Origin of the sequence: Lentzea albidocapillata, from assembly GCF_000719115.1 — a bacterium.
GTDB classification, from domain to species: domain Bacteria; phylum Actinomycetota; class Actinomycetes; order Mycobacteriales; family Pseudonocardiaceae; genus Lentzea; species Lentzea albidocapillata.
The window spans coordinates 307,347-321,863 of sequence record NZ_JOEA01000014.1; the positions used below are offsets into that span (position 1 = coordinate 307,347).

Annotated in this window: 10 protein-coding genes and 1 riboswitch; of the genes, 5 read left to right on the plus strand and 5 right to left on the minus strand. The window is 69.6% G+C overall.

Going from position 1 to position 14,517, the window contains the following annotated elements; genetic code table 11:
• Window positions 1-49 precede the first annotated feature (49 nt).
• On the minus strand, window positions 50-880 hold the full coding sequence (locus IG04_RS0123100) for a patatin-like phospholipase family protein (RefSeq protein WP_245816082.1): 831 nt from the start codon (window positions 878-880) through the stop codon (window positions 50-52).
• 64 nt (window positions 881-944) lie between these two features.
• A riboswitch (S-adenosyl-L-homocysteine riboswitch) is annotated at window positions 945-1,025 on the plus strand.
• A 13-nt stretch (window positions 1,026-1,038) separates the two neighbouring features.
• Here IG04_RS0123100 and metH point away from each other — a divergent pair.
• The 3 genes from metH (at window position 1,039) to IG04_RS0123115 (ending at window position 7,694) form a co-directional block, all read left to right on the plus strand.
• On the plus strand, window positions 1,039-4,614 hold the full coding sequence (gene metH / locus IG04_RS0123105; protein WP_030478785.1) for a methionine synthase: 3,576 nt from the start codon (window positions 1,039-1,041) through the stop codon (window positions 4,612-4,614).
• A gap of 126 nt (window positions 4,615-4,740) precedes the next feature.
• Window positions 4,741-5,775: a sugar ABC transporter substrate-binding protein gene (locus IG04_RS0123110; protein WP_030478786.1), complete on the plus strand. Its 1,035-nt coding sequence runs from the start codon at window positions 4,741-4,743 to the stop codon at window positions 5,773-5,775.
• A complete protein-coding gene (locus IG04_RS0123115; RefSeq protein ID WP_144065313.1) occupies window positions 5,772-7,694 on the plus strand; it encodes a putative bifunctional diguanylate cyclase/phosphodiesterase in 1,923 nt (640 codons plus the stop codon). The genes IG04_RS0123110 and IG04_RS0123115 overlap by 4 nt, the downstream gene beginning before the upstream one ends.
• A 153-nt stretch (window positions 7,695-7,847) precedes the next feature.
• Here IG04_RS0123115 and IG04_RS0123120 read toward each other — a convergent pair whose 3' ends face one another.
• Window positions 7,848-8,786 (minus strand): phosphotransferase, encoded by a 939-nt coding sequence (locus tag IG04_RS0123120; RefSeq protein ID WP_030478788.1) that lies wholly within the window; start codon window positions 8,784-8,786, stop codon window positions 7,848-7,850.
• Window positions 8,787-8,840: 54 nt separating this feature from the next.
• Between IG04_RS0123120 and IG04_RS0123125 the strand changes: the two genes are divergently transcribed.
• Window positions 8,841-9,281: an NUDIX hydrolase gene (locus IG04_RS0123125; protein WP_030478789.1), complete on the plus strand. Its 441-nt coding sequence runs from the start codon at window positions 8,841-8,843 to the stop codon at window positions 9,279-9,281.
• Here IG04_RS0123125 and IG04_RS0123130 read toward each other — a convergent pair.
• Window positions 9,236-9,847, minus strand: a complete 612-nt coding sequence (locus IG04_RS0123130) for a TetR/AcrR family transcriptional regulator (protein ID WP_036015500.1) — start codon at window positions 9,845-9,847, stop codon at window positions 9,236-9,238. The two genes, IG04_RS0123125 and IG04_RS0123130, sit on opposite strands and share 46 nt — an antisense overlap.
• A 70-nt stretch (window positions 9,848-9,917) precedes the next feature.
• Here IG04_RS0123130 and IG04_RS0123135 point away from each other — a divergent pair, with 70 nt between their 5' ends.
• Window positions 9,918-10,865 carry a ketopantoate reductase family protein gene (locus IG04_RS0123135; RefSeq protein WP_030478791.1) on the plus strand — a complete coding sequence of 316 codons (948 nt, stop codon included), beginning with the start codon at window positions 9,918-9,920 and terminating at the stop codon, window positions 10,863-10,865.
• Here IG04_RS0123135 and IG04_RS0123140 read toward each other — a convergent pair.
• Together IG04_RS0123140 and IG04_RS42780 are read right to left on the minus strand one after the other, a co-directional pair.
• Window positions 10,859-13,864, minus strand: coding sequence for an amidohydrolase family protein (locus IG04_RS0123140; protein WP_030478792.1), 3,006 nt, complete (start codon window positions 13,862-13,864; stop codon window positions 10,859-10,861). The two genes, IG04_RS0123135 and IG04_RS0123140, sit on opposite strands and share 7 nt — an antisense overlap.
• Before the next feature lie 255 nt (window positions 13,865-14,119).
• Window positions 14,120-14,347 carry a hypothetical protein gene (locus tag IG04_RS42780; protein WP_157512973.1) on the minus strand — a complete coding sequence of 76 codons (228 nt, stop codon included), beginning with the start codon at window positions 14,345-14,347 and terminating at the stop codon, window positions 14,120-14,122.
• Window positions 14,348-14,517 lie beyond the last annotated feature (170 nt).

The following is a 14,517-nucleotide window of genomic DNA, read 5'->3' on the forward strand; positions in this document are numbered from 1 at the left end:
TGGACAAGAGGTGTGGACCAGTCATCTGAGCCGGAGCCGGTTGCGGAAACTACGCCCAGACCTTCCGCACGGCCTCCGCGATCGAGACGGCCTGCGCGTACCCCGCCTCCGCGGCGGGCTTGCGCCGGGCCGGGTCCAGCAGGTTCGTGCCGATGGCGGCCAGCGCGGCACGGTCCGGGCTGATCACGATCGACGGCACCCCGAGCTTCGCGGCCTGCGCACCGGGCGTCGCCGCCGGACTGGCCGACCGCGTCAACGGCGCGACGACCACCACCCGCGAGTACCCGGCGGCGAGGTCGGCGTTCGCCACGGAGCGCATGCCGCCGTCCATGTACCGGCTGCCGTTGATGCTGACCGGCGGCCACACCAGCGGGACCGCGCAGCTCGACGCCACCGCGTGCACCAGCGGCACCCCGCTGTCCCGGTCGAACGCCACGAACTTCCCGTTCACGGCGTCCACGGCGGTGACCTTGAGCGGACGCTCCGGCCAGTCCTTCGTGGACAGCCGGGAGTCGAACACCGCCAGCCGGGACTCCTCGGACGGCGTGCGGGCCCTGAGCGCGGCACGGCCGAGACGCGCCCGCTTCCGCGCCGGTGTCCCCGGCATCACGTAGGAAAGCGCGTACCTGACCACCATCCACGAAGCGAGACGGGCCGGGATCTCCCCGTCGGGCGGCGCCAGCTGACCCGCGTAGAGCTCGGCGAGCGGAGCACCTCCCGCCAGCTCCGCCGCCACCACGGACCCGGCGGACGTCCCGACGAACAGGTCGGCACCCGTCAGGTCGACTCCCTGCTCTGCCAGTCCGTGCAGAACCCCTGTCTCCCAGGCGATTCCGGTGACTCCACCGCCGCCCAGCACCAACGCGCGTTCTCCTGTCACAGCGGCCATCCTATGGAGTGGGACGGGTTCCTGGTCCATGGTCGTGGTTGGTAAACTTGACGGCGAAGCCGAGAAGCGCTGCAACGGGCCTCACGCCTGCCACGCTCGGCCTCGCACCACCACGTAACAAGGGCGCTTCCGACTATTCGGGAGCGCGCGTGGCTGGTCTCAGGTCTCTGTTGAACTCGCGCATCGCCGTGCTCGACGGCGCGTGGGGCACGATGTTCCAGCAGGCCAAGCTCTCCCCCGCCGACTACTACGGCACGGAGTTCGGCGACCACCGCCTCGACGTCGCGGGCGACCCGGACCTGCTCAACCTCACCCGCCCGGACCTGGTGCTCGACGTGCACCGGCAGTACCTCGCGGCGGGCGCGGACATCACGACCACCAACACGTTCACCGCCACCTCGATCGGCCAGGCCGACTACGGGCTGGAGGACCGCGTCCGCGAGATGAACCTCGCCGGCGCGCGACTCGCCCGGCAGGCCGCGGACGAGTTCGGCGGCCGGTTCGTCGCCGGGTCGGTCGGCCCGCTCAACGTCACCCTGTCCCTGTCGCCCAAGGTCGAGGACCCCGCGTACCGCGCCGTCACGTTCGACCAGGTCAAGGCCTCCTACGCGGAGCAGATCGCGGCGCTGCACGAGGGTGGCGTCGACCTGCTGCTGATCGAGACGATCTTCGACACGCTGAACTGCAAGGCCGCCATCGCCGCGGCCCGCGAGGTGGCGCCCGACCTGCCGCTGTGGATCTCGGTGACGATCGTCGACCTGTCCGGCCGCACGCTGTCGGGCCAGACCGTCGAGGCGTTCTGGGACTCGATCACGCACGCCGAGCCGCTGGTCGTCGGCGTGAACTGCTCGCTGGGCGCCGAGGAGATGCGTCCGCACGTCGCCGACCTGTCACGCCTCGCGAACACCTACGTCGCCTGCCACCCGAACGCGGGCCTGCCCAACGCGTTCGGCGGCTACGACGAGACCCCGGACGAGACCGCGGCCCTGCTGAAGGACTTCGCGGGCAACGGCATCGTCAACGTCGTCGGCGGCTGCTGCGGCACCTCCCCCGCGCACATCAAGGCCATCGCCGACGCCGTGCGCGGTACCCGGCCGCGCGAGGTGGTCAAGCCCCGCCACACCACCCGCTACAGCGGCCTGGAGACGTTCGAGATCGGCCCCGACACCGGGTTCGTGATGATCGGCGAGCGCACCAACGTCACCGGCTCGGCCAAGTTCCGCAGGCTGATCGAGGCCGACGACCACCAGGCCGCGCTCACCGTGGCGCTGGACCAGGTGCGCGGCGGCGCGAACCTGCTGGACGTCAACATGGACGCCGACCTGCTCGACGGCGAGCAGGCGATGACGACGTTCCTGAACCTCATCGCGACCGAGCCGGAGATCGCCCGCATCCCGGTGATGATCGACAGCTCCCGCTGGACCGTGCTGGAGGCCGGGCTGCGGTGCGTGCAGGGCAAGGGCGTGGTCAACTCGATCAGTCTCAAGGAGGGCGAGGAGCCGTTCCTGCGGCAGGCCCGCACCATCCGCGACTACGGCGCCGGTGTCGTCGTGATGGCGTTCGACGAGCAGGGCCAGGCCGACACGACCGACCGCAAGGTCGAGATCTGCGGCCGCGCCTACGACCTGCTGACGAAGAAGGCCGGGTTCCCGGCCGAGGACATCATCTTCGACCCGAACGTACTCGCGGTCGCGACCGGCATCGAGGAGCACAACGGCTACGCCAAGGCGTTCATCGACGCCCTGCCGCGGATCAAGGAGCGCTGTCCCGGCGTCCGCATCAGCGGCGGCATCTCGAACCTGTCGTTCTCCTTCCGCGGCAACGACGTCGTCCGCGAGGCCATGCACTCGGCGTTCCTGTTCCACGCCGTCAAGGCCGGGCTGGACATGGGCATCGTCAACGCGGGCCAGCTCGTCGTCTACCAGGACATCAATGCAGACCTGCTGGAACTGGTCGAGGACGTCATCTTCGACCGGCGTGAGGACGCGACGGACCGTCTCGTCTCGCACGCCGAGACCGTCAAGGGCCCCGGCCAGAAGCGCGTCGTGGACCTGTCGTGGCGCGAGGCCCCGGTCGGCAAGCGCCTGGAGCACGCGATCCTGCGCGGTGTCGTCGACTTCATCGAGGAGGACACCGAGGAGGCCCGGCAGGCCCTGCCGCGTCCGCTCGACGTCATCGAGGGCCCGCTGATGGACGGCATGAAGATCGTCGGCGACCTGTTCGGCGCGGGCAAGATGTTCCTGCCCCAGGTCGTGAAGAGCGCTCGCGTGATGAAGCGCGCGGTCGCGTACCTGGAGCCGTTCATGGACGCCGAGCCGAAGGCCACGGCGGGCGGCAACGGCAAGGTCGTGCTGGCCACGGTCAAGGGCGACGTGCACGACATCGGCAAGAACATCGTCGGCGTCGTGCTGGGCTGCAACAACTACGAGGTGATCGACCTCGGCGTGATGGTGCCGGCCGCGAAGATCCTCGACACGGCGATCAAGGAACACGCCGACGTCATCGGCCTGTCCGGACTGATCACGCCGTCGCTGGACGAGATGGTCTCGGTCGCCGAGGAGATGCAGCGGCGCGGCATGAAGCTGCCGTTGCTGATCGGCGGCGCGACGACCTCGAAGCAGCACAACGCCGTGAAGATCGCCCCTGTCTACGACGAGCCGGTCGTGCACGTGCTCGACGCCTCACGGGTCGTCGGCGTCGTCTCCGACCTGCTGGACGGCAAGCGCGCGCATGACCTGAACATCGCGAACCGCGCGGAGCAGGCCCGGCTGCGTGAGCAGCACGAAAACCGCAAGTCTGTGCCGTTGCTCAAACTCGACGCGGCGCGCACGAATCGGGAAGTGGTCGATTTCTCCGATCTGCCCACTCCTCAGTTCACCGGAACCCGTGTGATGACGCCTTCTCTCGCTGAACTGCGCGAGTTCATCGACTGGACGTTCCTGTTCCTCGCCTGGGAGCTCAAAGGCAAGTTCCCCGCGATCCTCGACCAGCCGGTGGCCCGCGAACTCTACGAGGACGCGACCACGTTGCTGGACGAAATCGTCGCCGGGGAACTGCTCGAGGCAAAGGGCGTGTACAGCTACTGGCCCGCGCATTCCGAGGGCGACGACATCATGCTCGACAACGGCGTGCGGATCCCGATGCTGCGCCAGCAGACGCAGAAGCCGCTCTCGCGCCCGAATCGCTGCCTCTCCGACTACGTGGCACCCGAGGGCGACCACATCGGCGGATTCGCGGTGACGATCCTCGGCGCCGGAAAGCTGGCCGCGAAGTACGAGGCCGAGAACGACGACTACCGCGCCATCATGGTGAAGGCGCTGGCGGACAGGCTCGCCGAGGCGTTCGCCGAATGGATCCACCTGCGGGCGCGACGCGACTGGTTCGAGCCGGACGCCCAGCCGGAACTCGCTGACCTGCACGCGGAGAAGTTCCGCGGCATCCGGCCCGCGCTGGGCTACCCGGCCTGCCCCGACCACACCGTGAAGCGTGAACTGTTCGATCTGCTCGGCGCGGAGGAGGAAATCGGGATCTCGCTCACCGAATCGTTCGCGATGAACCCGGCGGCGAGCGTGAGCGGCCTGATCTTCCAGCACCCCGGGGCGAAGTACTTCACCGTGGGCAGGCTCGGCCGCGACCAGGTGCAGGACTACGCGCGGCGGTACGGCAAGCCGCTCAAGGAAGTCGAGCAGTGGCTGCGTCCCAACCTCGGTTACGAACCCGCCTGATCGGTTCCGGAACGTGAAAGCGCTTGCCGGTATCGGCAGGCGTTATCCGGTTTGGCACCGTCCGATGTAGCATCGGCCGCTCTGGAGATCAATCACTCCGTAGGTCGAGCGAGCCCGAGGTCATCCATGCGAGCTGCGGCGCTGGTGCTGGTTCTGGTGCTGTCAGCGGGCTGCGGTGCCGCCGCGGAGTCCCAGGCGTTGCCGCACGTGGGTTTCGTGGTGAAGCGCACCGGTAGTTCCTTCGCACAGGAGATGACCAGTGGCTTTCACGAGGGCGTCGGCCGCGTCGGCGGGGTCAGCGCGACGGTGACCGGGCCTCCCGGACAGGACGGGCACAAGGAAGTCGAGTTGTTCCGCGATTTGACGATGGCCGCGAAAGGCGGAATCGCCGTGGCGACGTCGGAGCCGTCACTGATGGCGCCGTCCATCGGTGAGGCATTGGCGCAGCACGTCGCGGTCGTCGGCGTGGACATGCGGCTCACCAAGAGCGCAGGGGTGAAACTCCACGTCGGTAACGACAACTACGAACTCGGCGAAAAGCTGGCTGACGAGTTGATGCGCCGAATGCCCTCGGACGCGACCGGGACGGTGGTGCTGGGAAACACCGCTCCGGGACTCGCCGGGTTCGACGACCGGGCAGAAGGAATCCGGGGACGATTCGCCGAAAAGCTACCGGGGGTAGTGGTGCTGGGCCCGTTCGACACGCAACGTGACGACTCCGCGAATCGCGATACGTGGAAACGTCTCGTGGCGGCGAACCCGAACGCCCTCGCGTTCGTTGGTACGGGCGACTGCGACGGCGTCAACCTCGCCGCGTTGAAGACCGAGAAGTCGGCGAGGTGGCTGGTGGGCGGGTTCGGGGTCGACCCGAGAACGTTGCAGGCGGTGCGGGACGGCGCGATGGTGGCGTCGATCTCTCCCGAGCACTACCTCAAGGGCGCTGTGGCAGGCTGGCTTCTCGCGCGGCACGCCAAGGGCGGCGCGGCGCTGCCGGAGGGCTGGATCGAGACGCCGGGACTGACGGTGACCACGACGAACCTGGACCAGGTCCTGCACCGGCAGGAGTCCGAGAAGGCGCGCAGGGAGTTCTTCCAGCCTCAGATCGACAGCTTCGTCGAGGATCCGGCGAGCTGGGTGCGACCGTTGGAGCAGGCACGGTGAGCTTTTGGGAGGGCCGCGCCACCGCGAGGGTGGCGACGGTCGGGCTGACGTTCGGACTGCTGGTCCTGGCGGGACTGGCGCTGTGGAGCAGCATCAGCGCGCAGGCCACGACCGCGCACGTGCGGGAGCTCAACAGGACCAGCGAGCGGTGGGCCCGCGTGCTGGAACACATCAACGTCGCCGACAACGCGTTGCGCGACCTGCAGGTCGCGCGGACCGAGCAGACCGTCGAACCGCTGGAGAACTCCGTCGGTTCCGCACGCGCCGAGCTGGAGTGGCTGCGCGCCAACGGCCTGCCGCCCGACGCGGCGGAGGCCGGCAAGCTGCTGGCGCTGTACGACCAGAGCACGGCCATGCTGCGCGCGGTCGTCGCCGGCACCGACCCGTTGCAGGCGGACCAGGCAGGGCTCGCGCACTCGTCGTTGCGGCGCCAGATCTCCTCGACGATCGGGGTCAAGCGCCTCGACACCACCGAGTACCTGCGCTCGGCCGACGAGAAGAACGCGCAGCTGCGGATCGCGCAGATCGTGGTGTTCGTGCTGGACGCGGCCCTGGTCGCGTTGTTCGGCATGGTGCTGCTCGGACAGCGCCGCATGATCCTGCGCCAGGCCGCGAAGAACGAGCACGAGGCCCACCACGACGCCCTGACCGGCCTCGCGAACCGGACGCTGCTCGCGCGGCGGATGGAACAGGCCGTCGACAAGGCGCGCAAGAAGGACGAGGCGCTGGCGTTGCTGATCGTGGACCTCGACAGGTTCAAGGAGGTCAACGACTCACTCGGGCACCACACCGGCGACCTGCTGCTGCGCCAGGTGGCGAACCGCCTGTCGTGGGCGGTGCGCGACACGGACCTGGTGGCACGGCTGGGCGGCGACGAGTTCGCCGTGCTGCTGCCCGGCGTCGGCTCGGCGGAGAACGCGAGCATGGTCGCGGACAAGATCCTGCAGGCACTGGCCATGCCGGTGACGCTGGAGGGCCTGGAGCTCGAGATAGCGGGCAGCGTCGGCGTGGCCCTGTGCCCGTCGGACTCCGGCGACGGCCACGAACTGCTGCGGCACGCCGACATCGCGATGTACGCGGCGAAGCGCGAGAAGTCCGGTGTCGCCGTCTACGACGCCCGCCTGCACGAACGCGGCGCCGCCCACCTGACCGCCGTGACGGAGCTCCGGCACGCGATCGACCGCGGCGAGTTGCTCCTGCACTACCAGCCCAAGGCGCTGGCCGACACGGGCGCGGTGTGCGGGGTCGAGGCCCTGGCCCGCTGGCAACACCCGACGCGCGGCCTGGTGCGCCCGGACGAGTTCATCCCGATCGCCGAGGAGAACGGGCTCATCGAGCCGCTGACCCGGTACGTGATCGACGCGGCCCTGCGCCAGTGCCGTTCCTGGTCGGACGCGGGCTGGGAGGTGCCGGTCTCGGTGAACGTGGGCGCGGCCTGCCTGCACCACACCGAGTTCCCCGGCGACGTGGCCGACCTGATCAAGCGGCACGGGCTGCCCGCCCGCCTGCTGACGCTGGAGATCACCGAGTCTGCGATCATCTCGGACCCGGACCGAGCGGTGGAGGTGTTGCGCGGCCTGACCGAACTGGGCGTGCGGCTGTCCATCGACGACTTCGGCACCGGCTACTCGTCGATCTCGTACCTGCGCAGCATGCGCGTGCACGAGATGAAGCTCGACCGCTCGTTCGTGACGCACATGTGCACGGATGCCGGCGACAGCGCGATCGTGCACGCCCTGGTGGCGCTGGCCCGGAACTTCGGGCTGCAGGCCGTCGCGGAGGGCGTGGAGGACCAGGACACGTGGACGGCTCTGGCCAAGGCCGGGTGTGACGTGGTGCAGGGGTACTTCCTCAGCGAGCCGTTGCCCGCTGAGGAGATCGTCGCCTGGCTTGGGGATCGAGCGGCCGCTCACGCGTAAGCGCGGTGACCACTGACCTTTGCCGCGTCTTTCGCCCCTCAGACGGGTGCATCGTGGTGTCGGCCCCCGCCCCTCATATCGGGCATATGGGGGGCGGGGGCCGACGCCGCGAGGTGCCCTGCTGAGCGGTGAAAGACGTGGTGAAGATCGTGGTCACCGCGCGTAAGACTCGGTGTCCCGCCACTGGTTGATGAACGGCTGCATGAAGTCCACCATGGCGGGCAGCTGGTCCGCGCACGACAGGTAGGCGATCACCCGGATCGCGCCGACCGCGTTGACGAACCGGAGCACCTCCCTGTCAAGCTCACGCAGGCCGTTCTTGCGCGCACCCCGGTTGTAGGCGGCTTCGTACTCCAGGCCGAGGCCGGCCAGGTCCCATTCGACCGGGCCGTAGGTGATCAGCTCGAAGTCGGAGAACAGCGGGCCGTCGGTGCCGGCGAAGATGTTCGCGGGCGGTGAGTCGCCGTGGATGGGCTGCAGTCCGATGCCGGGGAACTTCGCCTCGAACGCGGCCTGGGAGCTGACGAGCGGCTCCAGGACCTCCCATTCCGCCTGCGCCCGCTGGAGATCCTCCTCGGTCACGATGTCGAGGCCGTGAAGTTTCTGCAGGCCCTCGCGGACGAACCGCGGTTCCGCCGACGACAGGAACTCGAGCTCGCCGGGATAGTCCTGCAGCGCCTTGTGCAGGTCGGCGGAGAGCTCGGAGTTCTTGATGTAGTCCGGTTCCGCGGACTTGTCCTCGTCGGTGAACGGCCAGAAGGTGATCGAGAAACCGTCGCGCTGCACGGGTTCGCGCGGTACCAGCGGGCTCGGCGGGATGACCGGAGTGCCCTGGTCGTGCAGCCACCGCGCGACGTCGAGTTCCTGCTGCTGGCGCCTGGCCAGTGACTCGAGGGTCGTGGTGTGCGGCAGGACGGTCGGGACGCGGGCCACGACGGGCGACGGTGCGAGGTGCACGACGACGGAGAACAGGTCGTAGAGCACCTTGCCCTCGGTGATCTCCAGGCCTAGTTCGCGACCTGCCGCCACCGCGGCGTCTCGTGCGGCGTTGGTGCGGGCGGCGATGTTCTCGGGGGTCGCGAAGGCTGTCATGGCACGATCGTGTCACGACCCCGTGGCTCAACGCAGATCATTTACGGTGGGCGCATGGCCGACCGCCACCTGATCGACGTCCACGTGCTGCTCGTGCGCGACGGCGAGGTGCTGCTCACCCGGCGCCGCGACGCCGACCCTCGGTTCGACGGCCTCTGGCACCTGCCCTCGGGCAAGCTCGACGCGGGCGAGTCCGTGCTCGATGGTGCCGTGCGTGAGGCCGCGGAGGAGGTCGGGGTGGTGATCGAGCCCGGCGACCTGCGGCACGTGCACACCTTGCACGCCAACGGATCCGGCGTGGAACCGCGGCTCGGGCTGTACTTCGAGGTCCGGCGGTGGAGCGGGGAGCCGGTCAACCGCGAGCCGGAGAAGTGTTCCGAGTTGCGGTGGTTCGGGCTGGACGCGCTGCCCGAGGACATCATCTCCTATCCCGCCGCCGGGATCACCGGCTACCTGGCCGGGGAGTCGTTCGGCATGCTCGGCTGGGCCCCCTGAACGAGCCCGTCCAGCACCAGGGTGATGACGCCGTCAGCCTCCGCCCGCCACCCAGGGCGGTCGTGGGCCGCACCGATGCCGTGCAGCGCCATCATGACGGCGCCGGCGCCCACGTCGCCCCGGACGGTGCCCTCCTCGACGGCGGCGGCCACCAGGTCGGTGACAGCCTCCTCCAAGGCCCTGCTGCCGTCGGCGAGCGCCTCCGAGCCGGTGGTCATGAGCGTGGCCAGCGTCCGGGCCAGGCCGTGGTGTTCGTGCAGGTAGTCGACGAAGTCGCGAAGGAAGGCCGCCAGGGCCTCCAGCGGGGGTGACGTGGCCAGCAGCCGGCGAGCCCGGTCGCACAGTGCGACGACCTCCTCGCGGTAGACCGCTTCGGCCAGCGCTTCCCTGGTCGGGAAGTGGCGGTACAGCGTGCCCGTGCCGACGCCGGCCAGCCGGGCGAAGTCGTCGAAGCGCAGGTCGAAGAACTCCCCGGCGTCGAAGATCTCCCTGGCCTTGGCCAGCAGCGCCTGGCGGTTGCGCTGGGCGTCCGCACGCAGCGGCCTGTCACTGCCTCGCGTTGACAAACTGAACCTGCCTCCCTACGTTCGAAAGTGGAGATTGTCTCCACTTTAATCGTAACCCACGAGGTGCACCGTGAAGATCCTGATGTTCGGCCGCGGCGTGATCGCCACCGTGTACGGCTGGGCGCTGGAACAGGCCGGGCACGACGTCGAGTTCTACGTCCGGCCCGGCCGCGCGGCGCAGTACGGGGACACGACGAGCCTGGACCTGCGCGACACGCGGCGGCGCGTGTGGGGGCAGCGTGTCGAGCAGGAGTGGCCGGTGCGCTTCCGCGAGGAACTGGAGCCGGACCACGACTTCGACCTGATCGTGCTGAGCGTGGGGCACCACCGGTTGACCGAGGCGGCGGACTTCCTGGCACCCCGCGTCGGCAAGGCCACGGTGCTGGTGTTCGGCAACATCTGGGCCGAGCCGCTGGACGCGATCGGCGCGCTTCCCGCCGAGCAGGTCGCGTGGGGCTTTCCCCAGGCGGGCGGCGGTTTCGACGAGAACGGCGTGCTGCGTGGCGCCATCCTGCCGTCCGTCCTCTTCGGAACCGTCGGCCCGCAGACGGAACGGGGGCGGGTCGTGCGGCGGGTGTTCCGCGAGGCGGGGTTCCGGATCAAGGAGGAACCGGACTTCCGCGGCTGGCTGCTGATCCACTTCGTGTCGGACGCCGGGCTGTTCTCACAGGGGCTGAGGCTGGGCGCGCTGGCCGATCTCGCGGGACGCAGGCGCGACCTGCGCGAGGCGTTGCTGGCCGGGCGCGAACTGCTGCCGCTGGTCGAGGCACGGGGTGTCGTAGTGGGACGCCGTGCGCTGCTGTTCCGCGCGCCGACCTGGCTGACGGCTCCCCTGTTCGCCTGGCTGACCGCTCACTTCGGGCCGGTGCGCGACAACTTCGCGGCGCACTCCGACCCCGAAGCCGAGGAGCCGCGGGTGATCTGCCGGGACACGCTGGCGGAGGCACGCCGGCTGGGCGTTCCCGCACCGCGGCTGGCGGCGGCGGAACCGAGCTTCGCGGCGGCACCCGTTCAGTGATCGCAGCAGACGCGCTCGGCCCACTCCGGCTCGTGCCACCAATGCTTGTTCTCCGCCGACGGCAACGGGTCCAGCGCGGCTGACATCGTGAGCGCCTGCGACTGCCGGTAGGGCGCAAGCAGGTCAGGGACCCGGTGGAGCACTCCGCCGACCATGACCTGCTCGACGTTCGCCGCCGCCTTGATGTCGGTCAGCGGGTTGCCCTGCACGAACGCGATGTCCGCTGGGGCGCCGGGCTTGATCGCGCCGAGCGGCAGGCCCAGCCACTTCGCCGGGTTGCGGGTCGCGGTGATGAGCGCTTCCCTTGGCGTGAAGCCGTATTCGACCAGTGCGCGCAGGTTCTGGTGCGTGGCGGTGGCGGGGCTGTCGAGCGGCGCGTCGGTGCCGGTGATGACGAACCCGCCGCCCCGGTGGACGTTCAGCGCGAACTCGACCCAGCCCTTCAGGATCGCCCGGGAGGCCGTGGCCGCCGGGGTGCCCTGGCTGTTGGCGTCGGCCAGGTTCCGCTCGTACTCCCACGGCGGGTAGAGCACGCGGGTGCGTTCGTCGGTGGCCAGCGACTTGTCGTTGTCGTACAGGGCGCGTGACTGGAACAGCGTGGGCGTCATCGACATGCCGGACCTGGTGAACAGCGCCACCACGTCCTGGTAGGCCTTGCCCTGCCTGGTGATGGTGTGGGAGTAGCCGAGCCGGTTGGTGGCGCCGACGTGTTCCATGCCGTCCATGCCGATGTTGGCGGCCGGGTACAGGTAGTGGGACGACAGCGGCACCTGGGACCGTTGCACGGCGGCGCGATGCAGTTCGACGGGCAGGCGGACGTAGGTCTTGATCATGTCGTAGCCGAGCTCGTGGGCTCGGCGCAGTTCGAGGTCGAGCTGGGCCTTGCCGAGCGTCGGGCGCATGAAGTTGTAGTAGACGCGCGAGCCGTCGACGGCCTCGCCGGTGGCGTAGAACCGCGGCCCCGTCAGGGTTCCCGCCGCCAGCGCCTCCCTGGTCTCGATCATCTGGTAGACCGGGTCGCCCGGTGAGCGGACGGTCGTGACGCCGTACGCGAGCCAGACGTTGCCCTGCCGCGCTCCCCACTGGCGGCCGCGCAGGTGCCAGTGGTTGTGGGCGTCGATCAGGCCCGGGATGGCGGTGAGGCCCGACGCGTCCACGTCCGCCCTGCCGCGGTGCGGGCGGATCTCCTCGACCTTGCCGTTCTCGACGACGATGTCGACGTTGTGCTTGAGCTCGTGCGCCTCGCCGTCCCAGTAGGCGCCGACGTGGACCACCTTGCGTTCCGGCGCCTTCGGCCTGCGCCAGGTCAGGCCGTGCCGGAGGGTCGTGACCCTGCCGTCCAGAGTGGACTTCCGGATCCGGCCGTTGTTCAGGTACACCAACGCTTCGTTGCCGTGCCACGCCAGCGAGTCCGTGACCTCGCGGGTGATCTGGCGCGGCTCGCCCTGGAAGGTGCCCTTGCCGTCGACCGGGACGACCCACGCGACGCTCTCGACGACGAACGCGAGGTGCCTGCCGTCCGGCGACCACACCGGGCCGTCGTCGCCGCGGGTGGCGATCGAGCGGAACGGCATCGGCTCGGTGTACTTCAGCTCGCCGCTCACGAGGTCGATGCTCAGGATCTGGCTGGTGCCTTCGCGGAACCGGCGGGAGAACGGCTTCACCGCGGCGAGTGCGACCGTGCCGCCGTCCTTCGACCAGGTCGGGCGGCCCGGCTGGAACAGCGTCGGCGTGACCCGCCTGCGCGCCTGCCGGTCGGTGATCCACACCTGGCCGTCCTGGTCCAGGTAGGCGACCTTGGTGCCGTCCGGCGAGAAGCGCGGCGTGATCTGCGCGTGCGGCGCCGGCGCGTACAGCTCGTCCTTGCCGGTGTCCAGGTCGCGAACCCACAGCTGCGCGACGCCGGTGCGATCACTGGCATAGACGATCTTCTTGCCGTCGGGCGAGAAGTCCGGGTCGGAGTCGAAGTACCTGCCGTCCGTGAGCTTCGTGGCCTTGCCGTCGCTCAGCACGTACAGCGCGTTCAACGCCCGGAAGGCGATCTTCCCGTCACTGGACACCACCGGACCGGCGATGCCCTTGACCGCGCCGCCGGTGAGGTTCCTGGTGCGGTGCGGCCTGCGGTTCGTGCGCACCGGAACCATGGCCTCGAACGGAATGTCCTCAGTGGACCCGTTGGCACGCCTGCGGATTCGGCCGTCCGCGGTGTAGAGCACGCTGTCGCCGTCCCAGACCGGCGCGAACCCGAAGACGTCCTGGCCCGTGACCACCGCGGTCGTCCCGAGCATCAACTCGGCCTGACCGGGCCGCATCCGCGTGTAGCTGGGCTGACCACCAGGCCCGAACGCCGCCCCGAACAACTGCGTACCCGCCGGAGCCGTGACGAGCCGCTCACGTACGCCGTCCAGCGTCACCGTGTCGACCGCCGCGTTGCCGACGGTGAAGATGATCCGCTTGCCGTCACCCGACCACTGCGGCGCCGCGGCCTCGTCCGGTACGCCGGTCAGCTGCGTGATGGTGCCGGTCGCGAGTTCGAGCAGGTGCACGCCGTAGCTGCCGGCCCGGTCGCTGACGAACGCGAGGTGCCTGCCGTCCGGCGAGAACGCGGGCTCCCGGTGGTCGTACCTCCCCCGCGTGAGTTGCCTGAGCCCCTTGCCGTCCAGCCCGATGACGTAGAGGTGGTAGTTGCCGTCCCGATAGGACTGGAACGCGATCTGCCCGCCCGGCCCGAACGACGGCAGCGAGGCGTCCTGCAGCTCGTCGGTGAGCTTGCGCGCTTCCCCGCCGGTGGAGGGCAGCACCCAGATGGCGGTGACGAGATCGATGGCGAGCCACTTGCCGTCCCGCGACCGCGAGACCGAGATGTTCGTGCCCTGCGTCAGCCTCACCCGCTCGCCGGGCTCCGCCTGGGCGGCGCCGATCGTGAGCGTGGACGCGGCGGTGGCGACAGCGGCGGCTTGGCCGGAGCGGGTCAGCAGTTCGCGACGCGACAGTTCCATAGCGGCAGCACTCCCCCGAATGATGTTCCCCTAGGAACCCCACCCTGGCACCGCCGCCGCCTTCCGCCATCGGCCGTTCGGACCAGCGCCCACCACTCGGGACGCTGGTCCCAGTCAACGGGCTAGGCCCTGTCCTGCAGGTCCGTTCGATGAGAGTCACGGTCGAGAGACCCGGAGACGGTGCCGCCGCAATGCCCTCATACCGGGCGTATTCGGGCTTTGCGGCGGTGCCGTCTCCGGGGCCCTCGGCCGCGACTATCGCGGACGAGACCTGCAGTCGATCTCCTCGTCGGTGCCGGCGGGCACGGACGGGCGGGCGCTGCCCAGGACGAGGCGCAGGTCGGGTGACAGGTTCGCGAGAGCGCGCAGGCCGGCGAAGCGTTCCTCCAGCACGGGGCCGGGGTCGGCGTGGGAAACCAGCAGCATGGCGCCGTACACGGCGGTGCGCAGCGTGCGGCTCTCCTCGTCGGTGTAGAAGATCATGTGGCCCACTCTATGTCGTCGGGTCAGGCGGTTGTTCTGGCGTTGATTAGAGGACTCCCCAAGCTCTCTCGCGGTTGCTCCTCAGCTGCGAAAACGCCTGTGACGGACGTCTATCGCGGACGAAGCGAACAAACTGACCGGTCTGCGCGTTGAGATGGGTTGAGACCGTC